Source organism: Kribbella sp. NPDC048928, from assembly GCF_043197975.1.
In the GTDB taxonomy this organism is placed as follows: domain Bacteria; phylum Actinomycetota; class Actinomycetes; order Propionibacteriales; family Kribbellaceae; genus Kribbella.
In genome coordinates this window covers 1-26,047 of sequence record NZ_JBICUC010000006.1, presented here as the reverse complement: position 1 = coordinate 26,047, position 26,047 = coordinate 1, and the positions used below count along the sequence as shown (strand labels likewise).

At 69.4% G+C, this 26,047-nt stretch carries 19 protein-coding genes; 1 reads left to right on the top strand and 18 read right to left on the bottom strand.

What is annotated here, in order from left to right; genetic code table 11:
- Nucleotides 1-36: 36 nt before the first annotated feature.
- The 14 genes from ACGFI6_RS25370 to ACGFI6_RS25305 all read right to left on the bottom strand — a co-directional run bounded on the left by ACGFI6_RS25370 (nt 37) and on the right by ACGFI6_RS25305 (nt 17,905).
- A complete protein-coding gene (locus ACGFI6_RS25370; protein WP_393122584.1) occupies nt 37-3,285 on the bottom strand; it encodes a GH92 family glycosyl hydrolase in 3,249 nt (1,082 codons plus the stop codon).
- Between the two features lie 338 nt (nt 3,286-3,623).
- The gene (locus ACGFI6_RS25365) at nt 3,624-4,274 is read right to left on the bottom strand and encodes an NUDIX domain-containing protein (protein WP_393122582.1); all 651 of its coding nucleotides are present in this window, start codon (nt 4,272-4,274) and stop codon (nt 3,624-3,626) included.
- Nucleotides 4,271-5,980: a CTP synthase gene (locus ACGFI6_RS25360; protein WP_393122580.1), complete on the bottom strand. Its 1,710-nt coding sequence runs from the start codon at nt 5,978-5,980 to the stop codon at nt 4,271-4,273. Before ACGFI6_RS25360 ends, ACGFI6_RS25365 begins: the two co-directional genes overlap by 4 nt.
- Before the next feature lie 21 nt (nt 5,981-6,001).
- Nucleotides 6,002-7,027: a glycosyltransferase family 4 protein gene (locus ACGFI6_RS25355; RefSeq protein ID WP_393122578.1), complete on the bottom strand. Its 1,026-nt coding sequence runs from the start codon at nt 7,025-7,027 to the stop codon at nt 6,002-6,004.
- Nucleotides 7,024-8,694: a murein biosynthesis integral membrane protein MurJ gene (gene murJ / locus ACGFI6_RS25350; protein WP_393122576.1), complete on the bottom strand. Its 1,671-nt coding sequence runs from the start codon at nt 8,692-8,694 to the stop codon at nt 7,024-7,026. The genes ACGFI6_RS25355 and murJ overlap by 4 nt, the downstream gene beginning before the upstream one ends.
- Nucleotides 8,673-9,482 carry a hypothetical protein gene (locus tag ACGFI6_RS25345; RefSeq protein ID WP_393122574.1) on the bottom strand — a complete coding sequence of 270 codons (810 nt, stop codon included), beginning with the start codon at nt 9,480-9,482 and terminating at the stop codon, nt 8,673-8,675. Before ACGFI6_RS25345 ends, murJ begins: the two co-directional genes overlap by 22 nt.
- Nucleotide 9,483: 1 nt before the next feature.
- Nucleotides 9,484-10,434 (bottom strand): copper transporter, encoded by a 951-nt coding sequence (locus ACGFI6_RS25340; protein ID WP_393122572.1) that lies wholly within the window; start codon nt 10,432-10,434, stop codon nt 9,484-9,486.
- Nucleotides 10,431-11,612, bottom strand: a complete 1,182-nt coding sequence (steA, locus tag ACGFI6_RS25335; protein ID WP_393122570.1) for a putative cytokinetic ring protein SteA — start codon at nt 11,610-11,612, stop codon at nt 10,431-10,433. The genes ACGFI6_RS25340 and steA overlap by 4 nt, the downstream gene beginning before the upstream one ends.
- A gap of 97 nt (nt 11,613-11,709) precedes the next feature.
- On the bottom strand, nt 11,710-13,440 hold the full coding sequence (gene recN / locus ACGFI6_RS25330; protein WP_393122568.1) for a DNA repair protein RecN: 1,731 nt from the start codon (nt 13,438-13,440) through the stop codon (nt 11,710-11,712).
- The gene (locus ACGFI6_RS25325; RefSeq protein ID WP_393122566.1) at nt 13,441-14,370 is read right to left on the bottom strand and encodes an NAD kinase; all 930 of its coding nucleotides are present in this window, start codon (nt 14,368-14,370) and stop codon (nt 13,441-13,443) included.
- Between the two features lie 30 nt (nt 14,371-14,400).
- Nucleotides 14,401-15,216: a TlyA family RNA methyltransferase gene (locus ACGFI6_RS25320; protein WP_393122564.1), complete on the bottom strand. Its 816-nt coding sequence runs from the start codon at nt 15,214-15,216 to the stop codon at nt 14,401-14,403.
- Between the two features lie 173 nt (nt 15,217-15,389).
- The gene (locus ACGFI6_RS25315) at nt 15,390-15,887 is read right to left on the bottom strand and encodes a hypothetical protein (protein ID WP_393122563.1); all 498 of its coding nucleotides are present in this window, start codon (nt 15,885-15,887) and stop codon (nt 15,390-15,392) included.
- A gap of 1 nt (nt 15,888) precedes the next feature.
- On the bottom strand, nt 15,889-16,485 hold the full coding sequence (locus ACGFI6_RS25310) for a polyhydroxyalkanoate synthesis protein PhaF (protein WP_393122561.1): 597 nt from the start codon (nt 16,483-16,485) through the stop codon (nt 15,889-15,891).
- 313 nt (nt 16,486-16,798) lie between these two features.
- Entirely contained in the window at nt 16,799-17,905 is a 1,107-nt protein-coding gene (locus tag ACGFI6_RS25305; protein WP_393122559.1) for an HAD-IIA family hydrolase, read from the bottom strand.
- A gap of 24 nt (nt 17,906-17,929) precedes the next feature.
- On the opposite strand from ACGFI6_RS25305, the gene ACGFI6_RS25300 reads away from it, so the two are divergent.
- Entirely contained in the window at nt 17,930-19,075 is a 1,146-nt protein-coding gene (locus ACGFI6_RS25300) for a DUF1015 family protein (protein WP_393122557.1), read from the top strand.
- Between the two features lie 9 nt (nt 19,076-19,084).
- Here the strand turns inward: ACGFI6_RS25300 and ACGFI6_RS25295 are convergent, their stop codons facing one another.
- From ACGFI6_RS25295 to ACGFI6_RS25280, 4 genes are read right to left on the bottom strand one after another with little or no spacing between them, the layout of a single operon-like run.
- Entirely contained in the window at nt 19,085-20,065 is a 981-nt protein-coding gene (locus ACGFI6_RS25295) for a phosphotransferase (RefSeq protein ID WP_393122555.1), read from the bottom strand.
- A gap of 60 nt (nt 20,066-20,125) precedes the next feature.
- On the bottom strand, nt 20,126-20,947 hold the full coding sequence (locus ACGFI6_RS25290) for a CHAD domain-containing protein (protein WP_393122553.1): 822 nt from the start codon (nt 20,945-20,947) through the stop codon (nt 20,126-20,128).
- Nucleotides 20,948-20,995: 48 nt separating this feature from the next.
- Complete coding sequence (locus tag ACGFI6_RS25285; protein ID WP_393122551.1) at nt 20,996-22,090, bottom strand: hypothetical protein; 1,095 nt, start codon at nt 22,088-22,090, stop codon at nt 20,996-20,998.
- Complete coding sequence (locus tag ACGFI6_RS25280; RefSeq protein WP_393122549.1) at nt 22,087-23,082, bottom strand: hypothetical protein; 996 nt, start codon at nt 23,080-23,082, stop codon at nt 22,087-22,089. The genes ACGFI6_RS25285 and ACGFI6_RS25280 overlap by 4 nt, the downstream gene beginning before the upstream one ends.
- Between the last annotated feature and the right edge of the window lie 2,965 nt (nt 23,083-26,047).

Here is a 26,047-nt window from a genome sequence, read left to right as displayed (position 1 = left end):
AGTTATGTTCCGGAAAGCCGGCGATCAGGTGCCAGGTCAGTGAGCGACGGTGAAGAGGCGGAGGTCACGGTTCTTGGGCAGGGTGATGCTGACCGGGGTCTTGGTCAGTGTCACCGGAGCTGTGGCGAAGATGTGGGTGGTGACGTTGTCGTGGCCGCCTCCGGACTCGTTGCGGTACGGCGTGGTCGCGACGATCACGTTGCCGTAGTGGAGCGTGTCGCCACCACCGCCGAGCGTCCAGTCACTGAAGGACAGGTCCAGCTGCGAGGTTGTACCGTCCGCGTAGTTGAGCGTCGCGGTCGTCTGCTGGTTCCCGTTGACAGCACTGCCGATGAACGACAACGTCGTCGTACCGGCCGGCAGGTTGAGGTTCAGCAACTGCCCGTCGGCCGGCACGTTGTCAGGCTCCCCCGCTGGTACGTCAGGCCATGTGAAGCTCAGACCCTGCACGGTTCCAGTACCTCCCGCAGTCAGACCCGCGGCCGCCAACGCTTGGCGTGAGTAGCTGACGCCGCCCCCGTCGTAGTCGGCCTCGGTGTGGTCCCCGTTGTCGTCAGAGATGCCAACACCTTCGCGCAGTACGAAGAACGAGTTCGGCAGACCCACTACGACGGTGAAACCAACCTGCGGCAGGGCCGTTCCATCAGCTGCCTTCATCTGCACCGTTACCGGGTAGCGACCGTCCGGCGTACCAGCCGGCGCAGTAATAGTCACGGCTGCACTACCCACCTGGTCAACATGGAACGTCCCACTGGCAGGAGTCGCTGTGAGTCCAGTAGGCGTCTTAACCGTGTACGTGACGTCCTGTGCTGTTCCACTCAGCCGATGCGCCTTGAGAGCGATCGGGGCACTCGTAGTGCCCGGAGCGACCACAACACGGCTGGCGTCGGTAGAGGTCTGGAACGGGATCTCACCGGTCCGCCACGACGGCGGAGCATCCTTCGCACCCCAGGCCTTGTTGGGCGTCGTACCGAGCGTGAAGTCCAACGTGCCACCGTGCTGTACGAACGACTCCGGCAACCACGGCTTGCTCGAGGACTTCCCGTTCACCTTCAACGACTGCACGTACTGCGCATCCGCGCCAGGTGCATTGATCCGGATCGTCTTACCGCCGTCGCGCTTGATCACTGCCCGCGGGAACACCGGTGCGGCCACCTGGAGCTCCGCGCGACTCGGTACATCCGGGTACAGCCCCAGTGCGGTCCAGACGTACCAGGACGACATCGCGCCCAGGTCGTCGTTCCCCGGGATCCCGCCGGTGCTCGTGTTCCACAGCTGGTTCATTGCCTGCCGCAACGTCTCCTGCGTCTGGTACGGGCGGCCTGTGTAGTTGTAGATCCACGGCGTGTTGATCGACGGCTCGTTGTCCATCTCCGCGTGCAGCTCGCCCGCACCGGTCAGCGCCCAGGTCCCGTCCGGGTTCTTGAAGAACGCGTCCAGCCGCTGGTTCGCCGCATCCACACCACCCATCGCGTCGACCAGACCGGCCCGGTTGTGCGGCACCATCCACGTGTACTGCGCGCTGCTGCCCTCAGCGAACCCGTCGTACGTCGACGGGGTGAAGGCCGGCCAGGCGCCGTCGTCGTCCCGGTTCTGGACGTAGCCACCGTTCTCCGGATTGAACACGTTCTGCCAGTACTGCGACCGGGTCAGGAACTTCTCGTACGTCGACCTGTCGCCGGTGCGCTGTGCCAGCTGGGCCAGGGCGAAGTCGTCCGTCACGTCCTCGAGTGTCTCGACCGCACCGCCCCACGCGTTGGACTTCGTGGGGACGTAGTGCAGCGCCAGGTACTTGTCGAGCGACGGCCGCTGCCCGATCGACATGACCGGCTTGCCCGCCGAACTCAGGTCCTTCGCAGTCGGTACGGTCGCCGCCTTCACGAGCGAGCGCAGCGCACCACGAGCGTCGAAGTTGGTGCCGCCGAACGCGTAGATCCCCGCCACGGCCGGTGCGGACGGGTCGCCGGTCATCACCGACGTACTGCCGGAGGCGTGCGTCCAGCGGTCCCAGATGCCGCCGTTCTGCGTGGCCTGGTTGAACAACGACTGCGCGATGTCTCCCGCGCGCCGCGGTTCGAGCAATGTAACTAGTTGCAGTTGCGACCGGTACACATCCCAGCCGGAGAACGTGGCGTACTGCGCCTGCTGCCCGTGCGACACCCTGTGCGGTTTCTGGTCGAAGCCCCAGTACTGACCGTTGACGTCGCTGAACACGTTCGGGTGCAGCAGCGCGTGGTACAGCGCGGTGTAGAACGTGGTGCGCTGGTCCGTCGTACCGCCCGTCACCTGGATGCGGTCCAGCTGCTGCCGCCAGGCCTGCTTGGCCTTCAGTGCAGTCACGTTGACCGACGTGCCGCGCGGGTTCTCGGCGTGCAGGTTCGCCAGCGCGTTGGCGGTGCTCACGTACGAGATGCCGATCCGCATCGTCACACGGTTGCTGTCGAAACCGACGTACCCACCGGAGCCCTTGTCCGCGGGCATCCAGCCGTCGTCCCCGTACGTCGTCCCGCCGCGGGCACTCGTACTGCCCGGAGTCACCGTGGTGTCGGTCCAGGTGCCCTGGTTCTTGAACGGCTGGTCGAACTCCGCGACGAAGTGCAGCGTGTAGTAGCTGCGCTGGCCGACGCTCGCGAGGTAGCCGCAGAAGTTCCCGCTCGTCACCGAGCCGCTGATCGTCCGGTGCGCGGTGTCGATGCTGAGCTGGGCGTCGCTCGAGCCGACCTCGGAGTTCGACGTACGGAACATCAGCGTCTTGGCCTTGTCGGCCGGGAACGTGAAGGCCGCCGACCCGGTCCGGGTGGTGGCGGCCAGCTCGGCCGTGACGCCGGAGTCCAGGCCGACCTTGTAGTACCCCGGCTTCGCGACCTCGTTGGCGTGACTGAACGTCGACGCGTACAGCTCGTCCTTCGCGTCGCTCTGCGGCGAGGTCGTCACGTCACCGGCGAGCGGGAAGATCGGGATGTCCCCCGAGCCGCCGGCGCACCCGGTGCCGCTCATGTGCGTGAGGCTGAAGCCGCGGATCTTGTTCGCGTCGTACAGATAGCCGCCGGGCGCCGCGGTCCGGTACGCGTTCCCCCGGCTCGTCTCCGGGCTGAACGAGAACATCCCGAACGGGAGCACGGCGCCGGGGAACGTGTCCCCCGCGTTCGACGTACCCACCAACGGATCCACGTGCTCGGTTGGATCCACCGAGCTGGTGGTGATCCGGCTGCTCCCGACCGCCTCCGGCCCGCGCAGCCGCGCCGCCACCGGATCGTCCGGCGGCGCAGTCGTCGGACGCCCCACCGATCCGGACCCCGGCGAGGGCGAGGGCGACGGCGTGGGCGCGGCATGCGCTGCCGGCGCAAGGCCGACAACCATCACCCCAGCCAGCAGAAACCGGGCAGGCCGTGACAATCCAGAACGACGCATGGGCGGACCAACCTTCACGGATGGGTGACATCGTTGTCACACAGAGATACCCGGCAACGGTCCACACGTCAAGAACTCCGGCAGGTTCCGCAACAGTCCCGGCCAGCTCGACAGGAGGTGCCAGCCGGCGCCTAGTACACCTGAGCGCAGGGCGGTCTCTTCCGTACGGTGTATCGCGGTGTACTACCTGTCGAACTTGCACATCACCGCGGTCAGCGGTCTTTCGCCGGCCAGGGTGCGTCCGCCGGGCGGAGGGTGTCGATGCCGGGGCCGTTGAGGGTGGTCCAGGCGGCCAGCGCGCCCATGATCAGGATCGGGTTCTGGAGGTGGCCGGCCAGGATCGCGCCGACCACGTCGACCAGCGGGGCCCAGACGGTCTCCATGTCGGCCTCTTCGTGCTCGCGCTCGAAGGTCTCGTCGGCCGGTGAGAGGTCGCGGGCCAGGAAGATCCGGACCGCCTCGTTGGTCAGGCCGGGCGAGGTGAACGCGTCGACCAGCACCCGCCAGTCGGCAGCCTTGGTCGCGGTCTCCTCCCACAGCTCCCGCTCGGCACCCAGGCGGTACTGCTCACCCTGGACGTCGAGCAGGCCGGCCGGAGCCTCCAGCAGCTTGTGGCCAACCGGATGCCGGTACTGGCGAACCAGCAGGATCCGGTTGTTCTCGTCGAGCGCGACCACGCCGACGGCGCCGGGATGTACGACGACATCCCGGACGAAGGACGTACCGCCAGGAGGCTCGATCGTGTCCCGGCGGACCGAGATCACCCGGCCGGTCTGGTGCACGACCTCGGACGCGGAGACCGGCCAGTGCTCCGGCCGGTCGGCGAGCCCGGCGCCGAACCGCAGCTCGGGGTAGTCGGTCATCGGGTCTTGACCGCAGTCTTCTTGGCGGCGGCCGGCTTCGGCTCCTCGACCGGCAGGCGCGACTCGCGCTGCCGCTCGAGCGCCGCGGCGACCAGGCCGGAGAACAGCGGGTGCGGCTTGGTCGGCCGGGACCGCAGCTCCGGGTGCGCCTGGGTGGCCACAAAGTACGGGTGGACGGACTTGTCGAGCTCGATGAACTCGACCAGCTCGTGGTCCGGCGACAGACCGCTGAAGACCAGTCCGGCGGCCTCCAGCTTGTCCCGGTAGGCGTTGTTCACCTCATAGCGGTGCCGGTGCCGCTCCTGGATCGACGGGGCGCCGTACACCTCGCGAACGATCGAGCCCTCGGCGAGATTCGCCGGGTAGAGCCCGAGCCGCATCGTGCCGCCCAGGTCACCGGAGCCGGCGACGATGTGCTTCTGCTCCTCCATGGTCGCGATCACCGGCTGCTCGGCGTCCGGGTCGAACTCGCTGGAGTTCGCCTGGTCCAGCCCGGCCAGGTCCCGCGCCACCTCGATCACCATGCACTGCAGTCCGAGGCACAGACCAAGTATCGGGATGCCCTGTTCGCGGGCGTACCGGATCGCGCCGATCTTGCCCTCGATCCCGCGCACCCCGAAGCCGCCGGGGATGCAGATCGCGTCCACGTCACCGAGCAGCCGGGCCGCGGCCTCGGGCGTGGCGCACTCGTCGGAGGCGATCCAGCGCAGGTTCACCCGGGCGTCGTTGTCGAACCCGCCCGCGCGCAGCGCCTCGGCGACCGACAGGTACGCGTCCGGCAGGTCGATGTACTTGCCGACCAGCGCGACCGTGACGTCGTCCTTCGGGTGGTGCACGACCCGCAGCAGCTCGTCCCACCGGGTCCAGTCGACGTCGCGGAACGGGAGGTTGAGCCGGCGTACGACGTACGCGTCGAGGCCCTCGGCGTGCAGCACCTTGGGGATGTCGTAGATCGACGGCGCGTCCGGGGCGGCCACCACGGCCTCCTGGTCGACGTCGCACATCAGCGAGATCTTCCGCTTCACGCTCTCCGGGATCGGCCGGTCGGCCCGGCAGACGACCGCGTCCGGCGCGATACCGATCGACCGCAGCGCGGCCACCGAGTGCTGGGTCGGCTTGGTCTTGAGTTCACCGCTCGGCGCCATGTACGGCACCAGCGAGATATGCAGGAAGAACACGTTGTCGCGGCCGACGTCGTGCCGGACCTGGCGCGCCGCCTCGAGGAACGGCAGCGACTCGATGTCGCCGACGGTGCCGCCGATCTCGTGCAGTACGACATCAACGTCCGGGCCCGCCATCGCGAGCATCCGTTCCTTGATCTCGTTGGTGATGTGCGGGATCACCTGCACGGTGTCGCCGAGGTACTCGCCGCGGCGCTCCTTGGCGATCACGCTCGAGTACACCTGGCCAGTGGTGACGTTCGCGACCTGGGAGAGGTCCCGGTCCAGGAAGCGCTCGTAGTGGCCGATGTCGAGGTCGGTCTCGGCGCCGTCGTTGGTGACGAACACCTCGCCGTGCTGGAACGGATTCATCGTGCCGGGATCCACATTGAGATACGGATCCAGCTTCTGCATCGTGACGCGGATGCCCCGAGCCGTCAGCAGACTGCCGAGGCTGGACGCTGTCAGTCCCTTGCCGAGACTGGATGCCACGCCACCGGTGACGAATACGTGCTTGGTCTGCTGGGAAGTCGAAGCCCTGTCCACGGGTCTCCAGCCTACCTCTTGTCAAGCACCGGTCGCGACGAGACCCGCGTAGATGTCGAGCAGATTCTTTGCCACGGCGTCCTCATCCATCCATCGCGCGGCCAACTCACGGCCTCGTGTCCGCATAGCGTTCGCGGTATCGGGCTCCGCCAGCACGGCCCGGACCCCGTCCGCCAGTCCGTCCGCGTCGCCTGGAAACGCCAGTACTGCGCTGTCACCGACCAGTTCGGGCACACCACCGACAGCAGTCGCCACCACCGGTACGCCGACCTGCATCGCCTCCTGCAGTACGAGTGCGCGGGCCTCCCAGTGCGATGTGAGCAGGAACACGTCCGAGGCGCCGAGGAGGTCGGCCACGTCGTTGCGGTGTCCCAGCAGCCGTACCGGCAACTGCTCCGCGTCGATCCGCGCCTGCAGGTTGTCCCGGAGCGGCCCGTCACCGACCACGACGAACACCGCGTCCGGCGTGGACTCGTGTACGCGCGTCGCTACGGACAGGAGCGTCGGGTAGTCCTTCTGGGGCGCCAGCCGTCCCACCGTGAGTACGACAGGTCGGTCGCGGAGCCCCAACTCGCGGCGCACGGCTGCGCGCGACGTACGGACCCTGGGGATCGCAGGAGCAGCCACAGGTGACAGCTGAGCGTTGCGGGCGCCAAGGCTCTTCGCCAGCTCCACAAGGTCAGTGGACGCACCCAGCGTCAGGTCGGCGCCTCTGGCAACCAGTCGCTGCCCCATCCGCATCACAAGACCCCGGGGCCCTGGTGCGATAACCGCGTTGTGCCAGGTGACGACCAATGGGCGCAGGCGGGACCTGTCCCGCAGCGCAGTCATGCCGGCGCGGTAGCCGTGTGCGTGGATGACGTCGCAGCCGCGCAGCCCGGCCGCCTGCGTGACGACGGTGGCCGGGGCGAAGTCGAAGTGTTCCGCCGTCCCCGGTGGGGCACACACCACCACCTCGTGCCCGGCACTCACGAACCGCGGCACCAGCGAGGCGACGTGCTGCCCGATCCCGCCCCGCGACTCCGCGAGCAGCAGCCCGATCCTCATGCTTTCTCCCGTCGAACGAGTGCGCGGGCGTCCGCGCGATCCAATGCAAGCACGACCACGGCGTACACGATCACGACGGCCAGACCGGACAGCACCGCGAAGACGACCGCCTTGCCCGGGCCGGCGTCCCCAGCCGGGACCGAGACGACCCAGCCGGCCGCGCCGGCGAGCGCGGCGCCGATCAACGCAGCCAGCGTCGCACGCGGGAAGCCCGCAAGCACAGCAGGCCCGGCCTCGCGTCGCAGGACCAGCAGCAGTACGACAGCCCCTACGACCATGCCCACGGACATAGCGGCGGCCAGCGCAGGCACTGCGCCCCAGGTAGCCGTCAGCACCACGCCAGCGACTGCCACGAGCACCCACGCCGCAGAGGTCACCACAGCAACCTCACGACCGCAGTGCCGCGCGTAGAGCACCCGCCCGACGTGCATGAGCACAGCGAAGCCGATCGCGGCAGGTGCGAACAACAGCAGCCCGTCGATGAGAGCGGACGCTTGAGACTCCTGTACGGCGCCGTCGTTGTACGCGAAGATCCGGCCGACCGGGACCGCCGTGCCGACGAGCAGGGCTGCCCCAGCACCACCGGCCAGCAGCACTGCACGCGTTGATGTGGACGCGTAGCGGTCGAAGCCCTCCGCCGCGTCGAACGCGGCTGCCAGGCGGGGGAAGACGGCGGTCGTGATCGGTACGGCGAGCACGGCGTACGGCAGCAGGTAGATCGCGTTCGCCCACGTGTAGACGGCGATGCTGCCCGGTACGCCGCGGTGATTGGCCAGGTACGTAGTGACGACGAACGTGAGCTGCTGCGCGATCAGCACCGCGAGGCCCGCGAGGGCAAGCTTCCGCAGGACGGGGCCGACACCGGGATCCAGCCTGAGGGTCAGCTTGATCGGCAGCCGGAGCGCAAGCATCGGGACGAGCACCGTCAGGGCGAGAGCGAGCACGCCGGCCGTCGTACCCCAGGCCAGCAGGTCGGTGGCGCCTTGCGAGGCCGAGTCCGCGTCAGGGGCGGCGGCAGCGAAGACGAAGTACGTCGCGACGACGACCAGGCTGGAGATCAACGGCGCCAGTGCGCCGGCCGCGAACCGCTTGTGCGACTGGAGTACGGCGGTGGCGACCACTGCGACGGCGTACCCGAAGACCTGCGGTACGAAGATCGCCAGCATCCGGGTTGCGGTCGCTGTGGAGCCACCGCATTCGGCGCCGGGGTCGAGCATCGCGTCGGTGTAGCCGCCGGCCAGTACCCACGCCAGCACGGCGACCGGCGCCAGCAGTACGAACGACCAGGACAGCAACGCTCCGACGATCCGCCCCTGCGCGGCCCGGTCCCCGCGCGCGACCGGCCCGGCCAGGACCGGGATGACAGCACCCGCGAGAGCACCACCGGCAACGACCTCGAAGAGGATGTTCGGCAGCTGGTTGGCCGTCGTGTACGCCTCGGCCAGGCAGCCCGCGCCGATGGTCTTCGAGAACACCAGCCAGCGGCCGAAGCCGACGATCCGGGCCAGCACGGTGACCCCGGCCACCAGCAACGCCGCCTGCGCGATCCGCGCGCCACCGGAACTGCTCTGCGGGGAGGGGGTGGTGGACGAGCGGTCAGCTCCTCCGGCGTCGGCTGGGCGGTCCGTGCCCCGGCCGTCTTCGCTCACCGGGGACGTCGGCCCCACTGGTCGATCTTGTCCAGGGCCGGGGTGTCGGCGATGACCTTGGTGAAGCTGACCTTCTCGCTGGCCAGGTTCAGAACGACCACCGCCGCCAGGGCGAGGGCCTTGAGCGGAGCCGGGAGCGATGCGGCGAGCGCCGTACCGGTGATGGCCCCGAGGCCGTTCGCGCCGCAGTCGCCGAGCATCGAACGTTCGCCGAGGTCGGACGGGGCCGAGGCTGCGGCTGCACCGACGACAGCGCCGGCCGGGCCGTTCACCGCGGCGAGCGGTGCGTTCAGCGCGGCCACGGCCTTGAGCGCGCGTCCGGGGCGTAGGTCGAGCAGGTTGGTGAGGTTGGCCGTACCGGCGATCAAGGCGCCGTCGGCAACGACCCCGGCGACCGCCTGCACGCCGCGCGACTTCCGCGGCAGCATCGCCGCGGCCGCGAGACCGGCCGCGCCGACCCCGAGGATCTTGATCGCGCCACTGGTCACCTCGCCGCGCTTCAACGCGCTCAGATGACCGCGGAAACCCTTGGCCTGCGTGGTTCCGCGCAGGTCGTCGTACGCACCGACCGCGCCCGAAACCGCGCCGGCGACTACTGCAGCCGCCTTCACCTTGCCGTTGCCGCGCCCGGCCAGTACGCCGGCCAGCGCACCGAGGACCGACACCGGACCCTCGAGCAACGTGACCGCTTCACCGCGGTGGTTGGTGCGCTCGAAGGGCTCGCGCTGCTCCTTCGGCAACTTCTCCGCCGCGCGCTCGAGCCCGGCAGTAGCGGCCGCCGCAACGGCAGCGCTCAGAATTCCCACGTCAGTTGTCCTTCGTCTGTACGGCCGACGGCGCTACGCCGTTCTTCGCGTTGACCGCGCCGTACTGCCCCGCCTTGCCGGTGAGCTGCTCTGCGAGTGCGAAGACCACCGTCATCTGGCCGGAGGGGAGATCGGCCACGTCCACCGAGGAAACGATCTTGGTGGCGTCGGAGTCACTCCGCAAGGCCTTGAGCAGTCCGCCGTCGCCCGCGCTGTCCGGCGTACCGGCGACGACGACCCCGCCGCTGCCCAGGTCGAGGCCCTTGATGAAGTCGACGCTGTCGGTGAACGAGGTGTTGTCCGGCACCTGGCTCGGCGGCTTGGCGGCGATCACGACGATCAGGCTCGAACGGTCCTTGACCTGCGACGGCTTCAGCGACATCAGCTTCGCTCCGGTCAGCCCGCTGATCACCTTGGTCGAGTCCGCGTCCGCGGTCTTGCCCTCTTCCTTCGCGGCGACGCCGCGGGCGAGCAGCAGCCCGGCGCGCTGGTAGGTCGTACTGTCCTTCGGGAAGTCCGCCATGTCGGCCGTGACCAGCTGCTGCACCAGTGTCTCGACCAGCTGCCGCTGCCCGTTGTCGAACAGCTTCCCGTCCAGCGAGACCTTCGTGGAGACCGTGCCGCCGGCCTTCTCGAGCTCGGCCTGGACGCCGTCGCTCAGATCGCTGTCGGCGTTCGGCATCGTGACCAGGGTGATCTTCTTGTTCGTCAGCTTGCCGTCAGTGAGGCCCGCGGTCACCTTGGCGACGTAGTCGTCGCGGTACTTGTCCAGCGCCTTCACCTGCACGAGCTCGGCGCGCGCGTCGGCGAGCTGCTGCCGGTCCTTCTCGGCCTGACTGGCGACGATCTCGCTACTGGTGCCCTTCAACGGACCGGCACCGAGCACCACACCGGCGCCCAGAGCAAAGAAGATCGCCACGATCGAGACGATGTGGTAGCGAAAGTCGATCACGTGAAAAGCTCCCGGATCCAGTAGATGAAGTCGCTCCAGCGGGCGCGCAGGATCGACCAGAGGACGTCGTCGGCACCGATGGCGATCATCGCCATCCCGACGGCGAACAGGCCGGCCACCATCAGCGCGATCACCTGGAGTGCCGACACCCGGCTGCGGTACAGCCGGCCGACGCCCTTGGCGTCCACCAGCTTGGCACCGACCCGGAGCCGGGTGATGAAGGTGCTCGCCATCCCGGAGCGCCCCTTGTCGAGGAACTCCACCAGCGAGTTGTGGGTGCCGACCGCGACGATCAGCGACGCACCCTTGGAGTCGGCCAGCAGCATCGCGACATCCTCGCTGGTGCCGGTGGCCGGGAACTCGATCGAGTCCACGCCGAGCCGCTCGAGCCGCTCGGAGCCGGGCGCGCGGCCGTCGCGGTACGCGTGCACGACCACCTCGGCGCCGCTCTTCAGCGTCTCGTCCTTGACCGAGTCCATGTCGCCGACGATCAGGTCCGGGACGTAGCCGTTCTCGACCAGGGCGTCGGCGCCGCCGTCCACCCCGATCAGCACCGGCCGGTACTCACGGATGTACGGCTTCAGCGCGACCAGGTCGTCGCGGTAGTCGTACCCACGAACGACGATCAGGACGTGCTTGCCCTCCATCGGCGTGTGGATCTCCGGTACGCCGACACCGTCGAGCAGCAGGTCCTTCTCGCGGCGCAGGTACTCGAGGGTGTTCGCGGTGAACGCCTCGAGCTGCGTGGACAGCCCGGCCCGGGCCTCGTCCATCAGCTCCGCGACCGACTTGCTGTCCTGCGCGAGCCCCTTCGCGACGGCCTCGTGCCCGCGGTACAGCGTGCCTTCGTCGAGGCGGACCTGCTCACCCTCGTGCAGGACCGAGAACACCTCCCGGCCGACGCCGTCGACCAGCGGGATGCCGGCCTCGACCAGGATCTCCGGCCCGAGGTTCGGGTACCGGCCGCTGATCGAATCGGCCACGTTCACCACCGCGGCGACCTTGCAGTCGACCAGCGCCTCGGCGCTCACCCGGTCCAGGTCGACGTGGTCGATGACCGCGATCTCGCCCGGCTTCAGCCGTTTGGTGAGATTCTTGGTACGTCGATCCAGCCGGACCACGCCGGTCACTCCGGGCAGTTCAGTGGTACGCGCTCTCCGCAGGCTGGGCAGTTTCATCGCACCCTCATCCTGCCATGTCAAGAGCCCCTTCCCCGGTCATTTACCCGGCCCGGGGATCGTTCACGCATTGAAATAAAGGTGACTGTGCGTCAAATCATCCTTTTGAACGACGCTTCTTCCGCGGTTTGTGACGCTCCGCCGCCAGGGCCAGGAGTTCCTCGGCGTGGGCCTGTGCGGCGTCGGAATTCTCCAGGCCGGCCATCATCCGGGACAGTTCCTTCAGGCGGGCGTCGTCGTCCAGGGCGACCAGACCGCTGGTCGTGACCGATCCGTCGTCACTTTTCAGTACGACCGCATGACGATCCGCGAACGCGGCGACCTGTGGCAGGTGGGTGACGACGATCACCTGCGCCTTCTCCGCCAGCCGCGCGAGCCGCTTGCCGACCTCGACCGCTGCACGGCCGCCGATCCCGGCGTCGATCTCGTCGAACACCAATGTGGGCACGGGATGCGTGTCGGACAGGATCACCTCGAGCGCGAGCATCACCCGCGAGAGCTCACCGCCGGACGCGGCCTTCTGCAGCGGGCGCGCCGGGCTGCCCGGGTTCGCCGCGAAGCAGAACTCGACCTCGTCGATGCCGAACGGCCCGGCAGTTGTCTCGTGCACCTCGACGGTCAGCTTCGCGTGCGGCATCGCCAGGCCGGTCAGCTCCTCGGACACCGCAACGCCAAGGCGTTCGGATGCTTCGATCCGCGCGTCGCGCATCTGCCGGCCGAGGTCCGCGAGCTGCGCATCCAGCTCCGTCAGCTCGGCCGTCAACTGCTCCACACGTTCATCGCTGCCGTCCAGGTCGGCGAGCCGGGTCGCCGACCGCTTCGCCCACTCGAGCACCTCGTCGACAGTGCCCTGCTCGGCGCCGTACTTGCGGACCAGCCCGTGCAGCAGCGCGCGCCGGTCACTCACCACGGCCATGCGCGCCGGATCGGTCTCGACGTCGGCGGCGTACGACGACAACTCCTGCGCCAGATCGGCCGCCAGGTAGCTGAGCTCGCCCGCACGATCGGCCAGTTCGGCGATCTTCGGGTCGTGCTCGCGCTCGCCGTCGAGGACCTGTTTCGTCAACCCCAGCAGGCCGAGTACGTCACTCGGCCGGGTGGCATCGAGGTCCTCTGAGGCAAGCGCATCCGAGGCGGACGTCGCCGCGGTCCGCAGACCGTCGGCGTACGCGAGACGCTCCTCCTCGGCCGCGAGCTCGGTGTCCTCACCGGACAGCGGCTCCGCCTTCGCGACCTCGTTCAGACCGAAGCGCAGCAGATCCGCCTCCGCCAGGCGATCACGCTCGCGGGTGGTCAGCTCGGTCAGCTCCGCCTCGACCTCACGGTGCCGCTTGTACGCCGCGGAGTACTCCTGCAGCGGTACGAGAACCGCCTTGCCGGCAAAGGTATCCAGGGTCTCGCGCTGCCGTGCGGGTTGTAGCAGCCGCCACTGATCGGCCTGCCCGTGGATCGCGACCAGGTCGCCCGACACCTCACCGAGCACGGACACCGGTACGGACGCGCCACCGAGGAACGCGCGCGAACGGCCCTCCGACGACAGCTCACGCGCGATCAGCAGCTCGTCGTCGTCCAGCTCGCCGCCGCGGTCCTCAGCCTGCTGCACGATCGCCCGCGGAACGGCGCTCGCCCGCCCCTCGACCCGCGCGCGGCGCGTCCCGTGCCGTACCAGACCGGAGTCCGCGCGGCCGCCGAGGAGCAGGTTCACCCCGGTCACGACCATCGTCTTGCCGGCCCCGGTCTCGCCCGTGACGGCGGTGAAGCCGGGGTCGAGGTCCAGCGTCGCGTCCTCGATCACGCCCAACCCGGTGATACGAATCTCGGAGAGCATCTAGGACTCCTGTTGTCCGTTGCGTTTGCGCTCGGCGGCTCCACGCCAGCCGAGCACCGGGAGGTCGAACTTCGCCACCAGCCGGTCGGTGAACGGTGCCTCGTGGGCCCGGGCCAGCCGGACCGGCACCGAACCCCGCCGAACCTGGATCTCGGCACCGGGCGGCACCTCGACCATCCGCCGGCCGTCACACCACAGCACGCCGCGTCCGTGCCAGGACGGCACCAGCTCGATCGACAGCTGCGACGTCGGCGCCACCACGATCGGCCGTGAGAACAACGCGTGCGCGCTCAGCGGCACCAGCAGGATCGCCTCGACCTCGGGCCAGACGATCGGCCCGCCGGCCGAGAACGCGTACGCCGTGCTGCCGGTCGGAGTGGCGACCACGACACCGTCACAGCCCCAGCGCGACAGCGGCCGGTCGTCGACCTCGACCAGGACCTCGAGCATCTTCTCCCGGGCGGCCTTCTCGACGCTGGCCTCGTTCAGCGCCCAGGTCTCGAAGATCAGGTCGTCGTCCAGCCGCACGTCGACGGCCAGCGTCATCCGCTCCTCGACCGCGTACGTACGGTCGACCACCACCTGGACGATCCGCTCCAGGTCGTCAACCTCGGCCTCGGCCAGGAATCCGACATGGCCCAGGTTCACCCCGAGCACCGGAGTGCCGTGCGGGCGGGCCAGCTCGGCGCCGCGCAGGATCGAGCCGTCGCCGCCGAGCACCATGATCAGCTCGACCTCGTTCGCCGCCTTGTCCGCGTCGTCGACGATCTCCACCGGGTCGAGCTTGAGTTCCTCGGCCTCGCCGCTGAGCAGGCGGACCTGCATCCCGGCGCCGGTCAGCAGCCGGTGCGCCTCGCGCGCCACCTCGACCGCCTGCTCGCGGCCGGTGTGCGTCACCAGCAGCACGCGCCGTGGCTCGTGCTCAGCCAACCCAGCCTCCCTAGTCACGGTCCGGACCGACTACTGCGGTCCGTTCTCGATGGCACTCCGGAGCATCGTCTCATCGAGAGCCGGTGCCTCCCGCCGTATCCACAGGAAGTATTCGACATTTCCTGACGGGCCAGGCAACGGGCTGGCCGCCACGCCGGCGATTCCCCACCCCAGTTCGTGCACCTTGGCGGCGACCTGGCGTACCGCGTCCGCCCGCAACTCCGGGTCTCGGACCACGCCGCCCTTGCCCAGCCGCTCTTTGCCGACCTCGAACTGCGGCTTCACCATCAGCATCAGGTCGCCGTCCGGCCGCACCACGCCGATCAGCGCGGGCAGCACGATCGTCAGGCTGATGAAGCTCAGGTCGCTGACGACAAGCTCGACCGGTTCGCCGCCGATGTCCTCGAGCGTCAGCGTCCGGACGTTCGTACGGTCCATCACGGTGACACGCTCGTCGGTCTGCAACGCCCACACCAACTGGCCGTACCCGACGTCGACCGCGATCACGTGCGCCGCCTCGTTGCGCAGCAGTACGTCGGTGAAGCCGCCGGTGGAGGCGCCCGCGTCGAGCGTACGGCGACCCTGCACGCGGACGTCCGGGAAGGCCTCGAGCGCGCCGATCAGCTTGTGCGCGCCGCGGCTCGCGTACCCGGGGTCCTCGTGCTCGGAGGTGTCGACGACGATCGGAGCGTCCGCACCGACTCCGGTCGCGGGCTTACCGGCCACGGTGCCGGACACCTTCACCTTGCCGGCCGCGATCAGCTCACTCGCGTGCTCGCGCGAGCGTGCCAGACCACGACGTACCAGCTCAGCGTCGAGCCGCGACCGCTTGACCCCTTTGGCCACTAGGGCATGCCTCCTGATCTCCTGCCGTAGCGAGCAGGTGCTCGGTGCGGTAGCTCGGCGCGCGGGGGCGAAGGTCTCGATGCGGAGCATCGTGGCCTTTGCACCCGTACGGCGAGGTGCCGTGCCGGGCGCCGCGCAGTAGGCGGGAGATCAGGAGGCATGCCTTTAGCCGATCAGGCCCGGTCGCTCTGCTCGGCGTCGGCCTCGACCAGCGCGGTCTGCAGCCGCTCGTGCAGATCGGCGTACACCTCACCGTGCTCGCTCACCGGCCGATCCCGCAACTCACCCAGCCGCCCCATGGTCTCCTCAACCAACGGATGCCCACCCTCCGAACCCGCCCCATCCTCCTGCGCGACGCCCTCGGCCTGCGCGACGTCCTCGGCGTGGGCGACGTCCTCGGCCGACGTGGCTTCGAATGGGTGCTCGTGCTCCTCGCCGGGAGCGCGAGCGAACTCCGGCCCGAACTCCACCGCAGCCGGATCCACATGCTCCCCGGACTGCCCCGCCTCGTGCCCCGCCTCGTGGTCCAGGTCCTGTCCCAGGTCCTGGGCGCCCGGCTCGGTGTCGTAGTCGGGGTGAGCCTGCGTCTCCTCGGACTCGTACGGGTCGAAGCCCGGCTCGACGTCCGGGTCCACGTCCGGTGGGAACTGCTCGCCGGGATGCTCAGTCATCTCAGGCCTTCTTCGCAGTCTTCTTCGCCGGTGCCTTCTTGGCCGCCTTCTTCGCAACAGCCTTCCCGGCAGCCGCCTTCTTGGCCGGCCCAGCCGTCTGCGCAGCCGTCTGCGCAGCCTTCTTGGCGGCAACCTTCTTGGCGGCAACCTTCTTCGCAGGAGCCTTCTTTGCAGGAGCCTTCTTCCCGGCAGCCTTCTTGACCGGCGCCGGCGCCTCATCGACCACCGTCGCATCGACGACATCGTCCGCGAACGGATCCGGCTCAGCGACGCGCTCCGCCGCGGCGGCATGTGCATCAGCGAGCTCGGTCTCGAGCGTCTTCACCCGCCGGGTGAGCGCCGCAACCTCCTCGGTCCGGACAAACCCGAGCCGCGCGACCGCGCCCTCGACCTCGTTCGCCACGATCGCCTGCAGCAGCTGACGGTTGCTCTTGCTGGTGGCAACGATCTCGTCAGCCAGGTCACCCACCCTGGTCGTCAGCGAGTCCGCCCCCGTCTGCTGCAACAGCGCCTTCGCAGCCGACTGGGCCTTCTGCCTGGTGACCTCGGTCAACCCGTTCGCCAGTTGTACGTAGCCGCGCAGTGCGTCCATCACCATGACTGCCTCCTAGCATCGTCCCCCGCAACGGTATCGCCTCCCCACCCAAACACCACCCACCCCACCCAAACCCAGCCCCCCGCCCCCACCACACGAGTGGATATCCACCGCGGTTGGGGGTTCTGCACTGGTATGCGAGGGGAGAACCCCCGACTCGAGTGGATATCCACTCGAGTCGGACCGGCGGCTGCCGGGTAGCTGGTGCCGGGTAGCTGGTGCCGGGTAGCTGGTGCCAGGTAGCTGGTGCCAGGTAGCTGGTGCCAGGTAGCTGGTGCCGGGTGGCTGGCGCCGGACAGCTGGTGTCGGATTGTTGCTAGTTGGCGAGGCCGATGCGGTGCAGGGCGCCGTCGAGGGCGATGGCATCGGCTGTCGGCGCCGGCTTCGGGCGCGGACGGCGGCCGCGGGCGGTCGCCTTTGCGGTCTTGACCGGCTCGGCGGGCGCATCGACGGCGGTCCAGACCGCGGACAGGATCGCCCGCAACCCGTCGTACGGCTCGCCCTCGCCCTTGACCGAGACGGCGTTGTTCACGATCTCGGCCGTCCAGCCCGCACAGCTGTGCTTGCTGCCGTCGACGGTCACCCCCGGCTGCTTCTCCGCGAGCGCACCGAGCCCGGCCGCGACGTACGTCGGACGCTGGTTCTTCGGCGCCCGCGCCAGGTCGTACGCGTCGTGCACCCCGGTCGCAACCCACAGGCTCGCGATCCCGACCGCGTTCGCGCCCTCGATGTCGGAGTCCAGCCGGTCCCCGATCATCAACGGGTGCTTGGCTTCCAGCCGTTCGATGCTCGTCTCCAGCAGCGGCGGCTCGGGCTTGCCGGCGACCACCGGGTCGACGTCGACGGCGGCCCGGATCGCCTGCACCAGCGTGCCGTTCCCGGGCGCCTTGCCGGCCGCGGTCGGGATCGTCTCGTCCATGTTGGTCGCGAACCACTTCGCGCCCTCGTTGATCGCGTGCGCCCCGTCCGCGAGCATCACCCAGTTCACGTCCGGGTCGAAGCCCTGCACGACCGCGACCGGGTGCCCGTCGCTGCTGCGTACCGGCGTCAGCCCGTACTCCTCGAGCGCGACGTACAGCCCCTCACCGCCGACCACGAGCACCGGCGAACCCTTCGGGAACTCTGCCGCGACCAGCTTCGCCGCGGCCTGCGCGGACGTGACCACGTCATCCGGGAGCACGTCCAGCCCGAACGACGAGAGGTGCTCGGCAACGACCCGCGCCGGCCGGCTCGCGTTGTTCGTGATGAAGCCGATCCGCATGCCTTCCTTGGCCGCCTTGCGCAGGTACTCCGGAGCGTCCGGCACCGGGTCCGGACCGACGTACACGACGCCGTCGAGGTCCAGCAGCGCCACGTCGTACCGGGTCGCGAGCGCTTCGTCACACGCCGACAGCGGTTCCGGCGCAGTTCGTTCCTTGCTCATGCTCCACCCCGTACGATTCCGCGCATGCCGGATGCGGTGCTGAGACTCGATCCCCTGCGGGCCTGGCGGTTCGTGGCGGGCAAGGTGAGCGCGCTGGGCGCCGTCACGTCACCGCCGTACGACGTGCTGGAACCCGCCATCGTCCGGCGGCTGACTGACTCTGATCTGCACAACATGGTGAGGCTCATCCTTCCACGCGATCCGGACCTCGGGCCCGCCCGGTACGACGAACCCGCGCAGCGACTGTCCGGGTGGCAGCGGGACGGTGTTGTGGTGCAGGACGAGCAGCCTGCTCTGTACGTCTACGAGCAGCGCCTGGGAGCCGCCGTACTGTGCGGACTGGTCGGCTCGCTCCACCTGGACCCGACACGGCACGTAGTACTTCCCCACGAGAACGTGATGCCGCACTGGGTCGACGACCGGCTACGGCTGATGGAGGCGACGGACGCGGACCTGGAGCCGATTCTGCTCGCGTACGCGGACGGTGGTGTGGCCAGCGACGCAGTGGACACGGCCCGGTCCGGGGAGCCGTGGCTGGAGGCCGAGACCTACAACGGCGCCGAGCACCGCATCTGGCGGATCAGCGACCCACAGGTGCTGGCAGCCATCGAGGCGGAGCTGGCGAAGCATGAGGCGGTCATTGCGGACGGCCACCACCGGTACGCGGCGTACCTGGAACGCCAGCTCCGCGAGCCGTACCGGCAGAGCGCAGAGGTCGGTCTGGCGATGCTGGTGGACTACGCACGGCACCCGCTGACGCTGGACCCGATCCACCGCGTCGTACCGGGGCTGGACCTGGCGACGGTGCAGCTGCGTACGCCGTCGGGCTTTGCGATGCAGCCTGGTCGCGTAGAGGGCGACCCGAACCGCATCTCCGTGACTGACGGCTCCAGCTGGTTGACGCTGCACGCTGCGTCGGACGCACCTACGGTCTCCCTGCTGCACGAGCAGCTCCTGCCGGCGTGGGGAGCCGTTGAGGACGACCTGAGCTTCCACCACACGCTGGACGACGCACTGGCGCGTGCTGACGCTCAACAGCTCGCGGTGGAGCTCACAGCGCCCACAATGGACCAGGTACTGCGTTCCGCTGCGCACGGAGTCGTACTGCCGCAGAAAGCCACGTCGTTCGGGCCCAAGCCGCGGGTAGGGCTGCTGTTCCGGACGCTGTAGGTCGAGGGGTCAGCCCGGTACGTACATCGTCAGGGTCCGCCAGGACTCCTCGCTGTCCTCGGACTCGGAGTGCGGGTTCCGGAACAGCTCGACGTACGAGGCGATCTCGGCCAGCGACCACCAGACGTGGAACAGCTCGGTAGCCGCCGGACGCGGGCCGACCGGACCGGCCTCCGCCTGGTACGCCGGCAGCACGTCAGTCGTGCCACCGAGGACCGCGGCCAGGTCACGCTCTCGCGGCGCGAGCTGCACGGTGGCCCAGTCGACCAGCCGCAGGCCGTCCGTCGTGCGGAGGACGTTGGCGCTGTGCGGCTCGCCGTGGGTCACCACCCACGGCTCGTCGGACGCCTCGACCTCACGGACCAGCGCGTCGTAGTGCGCCAGCCGCTCGTTGACATGATCGATCGCCCCGGCCAGCCGGAGTCGAGTGGGTTCGGCGTACGGCCCGGTGGACCACGGCCGGTCGAGATCGGCCAGTGCGGCCAGTAAGGCGTCGCGGTCGGGGACGGCGAAGTCCCAGCGCTGCAAGGCTTCCGGAGGAGTCGCCGTGTGCAAGCGGCCGAGGAGTCCGGCGACCTGCGCCTGCTCCGCCAGGTCGTCCCAGGCACCGTCCTGAGTACTCCAGCCTTGCAAGTACGGGAGCACCACGAACATCCATCCCGGCAACGCCTCGCGGGCAGCCCGACCGGTGCGATCGGGCAACGGCGCGACGACAAACTCATTACCGCGGTCCGCCAGCTCAACCGTCACGTCCGCGGCCGCCTCGATCGCGCCTCTCACCTGCTCAGCGGTCGAACCAAGCCAGTTGCCCCGCGGGTCGAGCCGATCCGCGGTCACGAACCAGCGCGGACAGTCCGGACCGGAGGCAATCCAGTGGTGACTGCCGAATCCGACCGGCGCGTACGTCACGCCGGCAGCCTGGAACTCCCAGTGCTCGCTGAGGATTGCGGTCACCACGTCACACGAGATGTCGGCGGGTTCGTCCCTCATCCTCGCGACCCTAGTCGCGGGGCGTAGCCAGGTCAGTTGGTTTTCGAGGGCTCGTGCGGCTCAGGGCCGGTGGTACAGGCTGAGGAACTGCTCACGCAGTGGCTTCCGTGCGGCCCTGTGGCGCTCTGTGAGCCGTCCGAGCGTGAACGAGAGCTCAGGGTCGTCCTGAGCGGCCGCGTCGTCCGCCATGGCCGTCAGAGCGTCTGCTGCAGCGCAGTGGTCCTGGTGCTGGCCCAGGAGCTCCTGGTACGTCGCTGCGTGGGCCGCGGTGGCTTTCGCTTCGTCACCCAGTACGGAGGCGCTGGTGTCGGCGGCGTACCGCACTCGCTTGGCCAGCAGCCGTACCTCGTGCCAGTCGTCGTCCGCGGACCACGGCTTGAGCCGGTCGGCCTGCTGGGTGAACTTCTCCGTGGCGGACTGCAGCAGTTGCGGCAGCACCTCGCTGCAGGGCTTGTCTGCTTTGGGTTTTAGGTCCGGCGCCGCGGCGATCGCGTCGAGCGTCGCGATCAGGTCCTTGGTGGCGTCGCCCAGTACGACGTCGGCGGAGCGGCCCGCCGCGCGGTCGAGCCCGGCGGTGAGGGCGGTCAGGATCGTGTCGACGTGCTCCTCGTTGTCCTCGCTGGTGATCGACTCGCGGACGAGTGCCGCGATCACCTCGAGGTCCCGCGCCTCACCACACGCCTGCGCGAGCGCGGCGAGGTCGGATCGCAGCTCGGTCGCCCAGTCGCCCGCCAGCAGTCTGCGGAACAGCTTCAGATCGCTCCGCAACCGCCGGCAGGACACCCGTACCTGGTGGATCGCGTCGTCCTCACCGTTCGCCACCATCCCGACCGACTTCTCCAGCCGCCGCGTTCCTTGCACCAGCGCGGCGGCCACCAACACACCAACAGGGTCCGCCGCCGTCAGTCCCCGCCCCCCAAACCCCACGGCCTACTCCTCGTCCCCCGTCACCGCACGCTCAACACCATCGCCAACCTCAGCGCCACCATCCACGTCCGCCGCATCGCCCCCGACGCCCGCTCCCCCATCAACACCCTCGCCGGCAACATCCCCGTCGGCGAGATCATCGACCTCCGCGGTCACTTCCCCGCCCACGTCGTCAGCGTCGGCGTCATCCGCGTCGTCGGCGTCGGCGTCGTCGGCGTCGGCGTCGGCGTCATCCGCGTCGGTTTCCCCATCGGCGTACTCGTCTTCGTCGTCGAGGTCGTCGCCGTCCGCGTCGTCCGCGTCGTCAGCGTCGACGTCCTCGTCGTCGGCTTCCCCGTCGACGTACTCATCCTCGAAGTCGTCGGCGTCCTCATCGTCCTCATCGTCGGCCTCGTCGTCAGCGTCCGCCTCAGAGTCCGTTGCCTCATCGACGTACTGGTCCTCGTCGTCCTCGGCTTCGTCGTCTCCGTCGAGGTCGGTGAACTCGAGCCCCTCGAGCTCCGCCGCACGCTCAGCCGCCCCGGTCGCACCATCACCGTCGACGCCAGCCGCCCGGTGGAACCACACGAGCGCGTCCTCGGTCCGGCCAACCTCCGCGAGCGCATCGGCGTACGCGTACCGCAGCCGCGGCAACCAGTCCGCCCGAGTCCGCTTCGTCAACTCCGGTACGTCCAACATCTGCACCGCAGCCGCAGTCTGCCCCTTGTCCCGCCGAGCTCCGGCCGCCACGATCAGCAGCTCGATCTGCGTCGGCTCCGACAGGTCGCGAACGTGCTTGTCCTTCGCCAGCGCCAGCGCCTTGTCCGGCCGCCCGAGCGCACGCTCGCAGTCGGCCATCATCGCGAGCACCTCGTGGTTCCCGGTCATCCGCCGTACGGCACGGAACTCGGTGAGCGCCTCATCGAAGTGCTCAGCCAGGTACGCCGTGATCGCGACCGCCTCACGCACTCCACCAAGCCGCGCCGCGAGCCGCCGCGCGACCCGCGCATGCTGGTACGCGAGCTCCGGGTCGTCGTCGAGGAACCGCCCCGACGCCACCAGGTGCTGCGCCACCAGATCTGCCAGCGTCCGCGGCAACGAACGCAGCTCCGCCTTCACGCCACGATCGAGCTCAGCTCCGGTGATCCCTTCCGGAATCTTCGGGTCGTCGCGCCGAGGCCCAACCTTCTCCTCGCGCTCCTCCCGCCGGAACCCACCGCGCCGATCATCCCGCCCACGAGAATCCCCGGCACCGCCGCGCCCACGCGAGTCCGCTCCCCCAGACCGCCCACGGAAATCGCCCCCGCGGGAATCACCCGATCCAGAACGCCCACGGAAATCGCCAGCTCCTGAACCGCCGCGCGAATCACCCGCGCCGGTACGCCCACGCGAGTCCGCGCCCGCTCCACGCCCGCGAGGATCCCCGCCACGCTCATCGCGCCGGAATCCACCACGCTCACCCCGCCCAGGCCCACCGGCCGAAGCCGGCCCACGCCCACGCGAGTCCCCACGGAACCCACCCCGGTCATCCCCCGACCGGTCGTCCCGCCGATACCCACCACGCTGATCCCCGGACCGCTCATCGCGCCGGAACCCACCGCGGTCCCCGCCCGAACGCTCGTCCCGCCGACCACCGCGCTCATCCGAGCCGTACGCCGAACGACCATCGCCGCCCCGGTCATCACGCCGATACCCACCACGGCTGTCCCCACCACGATCACCACGGCTGTCAGCGCCACGATCATCACGCCGGTACCCGCCACGGTCGTCACGGCCGCGCTCATCGCGACCGTACCCACCAGCAGACTGACCACCACGGTCGTCCCGCCGATACCCACCGCGATCGTCACCACCAAGATCATCCCGTCGGTACCCACCGCGGGCTTCACCACCACGATCGTCGCGTCGATATCCACCGCGGGCTTCACCGCCACGATCGTCGCGTCCGTACCCACCGCGGCTGTCGCCGTCGCGCTCGTCCCGGCGGTATCCACCACGGTCGTCGCGCCCCGCGCGGTCGCCCCGTTGAGAACCGCCCGTACCGCGACCCGCACCAGCCCCACGCCCAGAGCCGCCACGATCATCCCGCCCGTAACCGGACCGGTCGCCACGCCCCTCCGACACCTGCTGCCCGCCGAACGGATCGCGCCGTCCCTTGTCATCCCCACGCGAGCCGGCGAACCCGCGCCTGTTCTCGGACGAGCTCCCATCACGATCGCCGTACGACGAACCACCCGAACGCCCACCGCCACCGGACCGTCCACCGGCAAACCCACTGGGCCGCGCCGACGACCCGCCGGAACGCCCGGCACCGCCACCAGCCCCACGCGCACCACCAGAGCCCGAGCGCCCACCGCCCGACCCCGAGTAGCCACCGCCCGAGCCCGAATAACCAGAACCCGACCCGCTACGCCCCGAGCCACCGCCCGACTTGGACCAACCGCCCCCAGACCCGGAACGACCAGCCCCCGAGCGCCCAGCTCCCGAACCGGAACCGCCGCTCCCAGAACCAGACCGGCCGTACCCACCGGCCCCAGATCCACCGGACCCCGAGCGCCCAGAACCCGAGCGATTGCCGGAGTCGGAACGTCCACCACCGGCACGGCCGGAACGGCCGGCGCCTCCGGAGGAACCGCGACGGTCCCCTGAGCCGGAGGAAGAATTGCGAGGTGGCGTCGCCACGGTGACTCCTAAGGATGCTGAAGATCAGTAATCGGACAAACGTTACCGTCCCCCACAACGATCCACCGCATCGAGTACTTCCCACTCCCCACCCACCCCACCACCCACACCAGCCCCAAGCTCCCCACCCCAACCCACCACCCAGCAACCAGCAACCAGCAACCAGCAACCAGCAACCAGCACAGCCAACCCGACCGACAACCCGACAACCGGCAACCCGGCCAACCGGCCAACCGGCCAACCGGCCAACCGGCACAGCCAACCCGACGACGAGCCGCCACCAGGCCGCCTGCCAACCTGCCCGACCCTCCGCCTCGTCGAGCAGCACCCCCTACCCGCGGATCAGCGCCTGCTCAAGCCAGCCACTGCTCAAGCCGTGAATCAGCCACTGCCCGAGCCGTCGCCCCTCACTCCTCAGCGCAGCCCGAGCCCGACATTCCCAGGCCACCCCAACCCCAATCGCCACAATCCACCAGAGGCGAGCCTGCCCCCTCGAGTCGTGGAATTTGGTCGCCTTTCAGAACCAATTTCCACGGCTCGAGGCCAGCCCCGCGAACCATCCGCCACGACTCGACGGAGCCGACGACCAGCCGCCTGTCGAGTCGCGGGTTTTGGCTGAGGAATCGCCGGATTTGCAGCCGATTTCCACGACTCACGCCACCCAGCACGCCGCGCTCGAGGTAGGTGCCAGCCCACGCGGACCTGACGTAGTAGCGGGTCGGGGTCGTTCGGGCTTGAGGTGGTCGGGCTTCGGGTCGTTGCAGCTTGGGGCGGTGCGGGCTTGGAGCGGTGCGGGCTTGGAGCGGTGCGGGCTTGGAGCGGGTGCGGGCTTGGGGTCGTGCGCGGATGTGGTGGTGTCACCGGGGTGGTAGTTGAGTCTTCGGTGGTGGCGTGGTGGAGTCGCACAATCGTCGTGCACGAGGAAGCGGTCGCCGCGGCAGGCTCGGAGTATTCGTCCAGGTCGTGCGAACTGCTCCAAGCGCTGGTCCGGGTCGGACGTGCCGGTTGCGCGGTGCATGCCAGCGACATCGGCGATGGCCCGCGGGAATGCCGATCGACCTGGGAGGCGTCGACGGCGGCCGGGAGGGTCATGCAGTTCGAGCTGGCCGCGTTCGCAGTCCAAGGCCTGTTGGGCGGCGAGGCGCCCGCGGTTGTGCTGGCAACGCAGGTCACCAGGCCCGCAGCGGGTGCGATGCATCCCGCGGTTCGAGCCAGCCGTGTCCGGCATTCCGCGCACAGGTGGATGGCTCAGGCTGGGCGAAGGTACTGCTGGGCGGGGTATTGCGCGTGGAGGCAGACACGGGCGGGTAGGCCCTTAGCGGTACGCGTGGGGTAGGCAGGCGCGCCAGGGCCTGGCCCAGTGATCCCTGCACGGGTGGATGGCGTGTAGGTAGTCAGCAGCGCGGCGATGTGCGTAAGCACGTGCAGACTCCTGCGCTATCGCGGCACGTGGTCGCCCACTGCGGCCGATCCGGCCGTGCGGCACCACCGTGGTCGTTGCGGCTAAGTGGTCTGGTGCGCAGGCGGCCGCGGTGGGTCGCGAGGGCGACCGCGTTCGTGGCGGCCATTGGTCGTGGATCGACTGCTGTTGCGTCGGCCTAGCCCGGTCATCCAGGGAGAGTCTGGCGGTCGATCGCGTACGTCGAACTAGGGCTGGCCTGGCGGTGCGGATGGGAGCAGGTGCCAGAGCCATCCGTAGTCATCCATGCAGAGGAAGCTCGCGAGGGATGGCGTCGGGTGGGCTGCACTCGCCGAGGAGGGGTCTCGCGCCGGGCGTAGAGCTGGCATCAGCGCGGACGGTCTAGTAGGTGGCGGGCATTACCTCAGGGTTTCACTCTCGACGGGCAGCGCCAAGGGGCCTGCTGGATCTGCGATGGGTGTCCGTTGAGGCGGTGACCGCCACGGTCCGCCCATCGCCGGGTCTCATCGCCGGGTCTCACCACCGGGTCTCACCACCGGGCCTCACCGCGGGCGAGCGGCGGCGGGACCAATTTCCGGGGCTGCCCGCGGGCGATTGCCACCAGCTGATTCCCAGCAGTTGATTGACCACCGGCTGATTGCCGGCGGCGGTCGCGGCCGGCCGATCGCTGACTGGCCCGCGCCTACGGACGCCGGCCCAGCTGCTGGCGCCGGCCCAGCTGCTGGCGCCGGCCCAGCTGCTGGCGCCGGCCCGGCTTCTGGCGCTGGCCCGGGATGCTGGCGCGGGATGCTGGCGCTGGCCCGGGATGCTGGCCCGGGATGCTGGCGCGGGATGCTGGCGCGGGATGCTGGTGCCGGGGTGCTGGTGTGGGGTGGTGTTTGTGGGGGGAAATGTTAAGGGCCACCCCCGTGGGGGTGGCCCTTAACAGTGTGAATGTCCGGCGGCGTCCTACTCTCCCACGACCTCCCGGTCGC

Bases quoted from the DNA above. Each gene is read 5' to 3' on its own strand.
- ACGFI6_RS25355 (WP_393122578.1), bottom strand. From the start codon at position 7,027: ATGAGGATCGGGCTGCTGCTCGCGGAGTCGCGGGGCGGGATCGGGCAG.
- ACGFI6_RS25300 (WP_393122557.1), top strand. From the start codon at position 17,930: ATGCCGGATGCGGTGCTGAGACTCGATCCCCTGCGGGCCTGGCGGTTC.
- ACGFI6_RS25315 (WP_393122563.1), bottom strand. From the start codon at position 15,887: ATGACTGAGCATCCCGGCGAGCAGTTCCCACCGGACGTGGACCCGGAC.
- ACGFI6_RS25295 (WP_393122555.1), bottom strand. From the start codon at position 20,065: ATGAGGGACGAACCCGCCGACATCTCGTGTGACGTGGTGACCGCAATC.
- steA (WP_393122570.1), bottom strand. From the start codon at position 11,612: ATGAAACTGCCCAGCCTGCGGAGAGCGCGTACCACTGAACTGCCCGGA.
- ACGFI6_RS25365 (WP_393122582.1), bottom strand. From the start codon at position 4,274: ATGACCGACTACCCCGAGCTGCGGTTCGGCGCCGGGCTCGCCGACCGG.
- ACGFI6_RS25310 (WP_393122561.1), bottom strand. From the start codon at position 16,485: ATGGTGATGGACGCACTGCGCGGCTACGTACAACTGGCGAACGGGTTG.
- ACGFI6_RS25305 (WP_393122559.1), bottom strand. From the start codon at position 17,905: ATGAGCAAGGAACGAACTGCGCCGGAACCGCTGTCGGCGTGTGACGAA.
- recN (WP_393122568.1), bottom strand. From the start codon at position 13,440: ATGCTCTCCGAGATTCGTATCACCGGGTTGGGCGTGATCGAGGACGCG.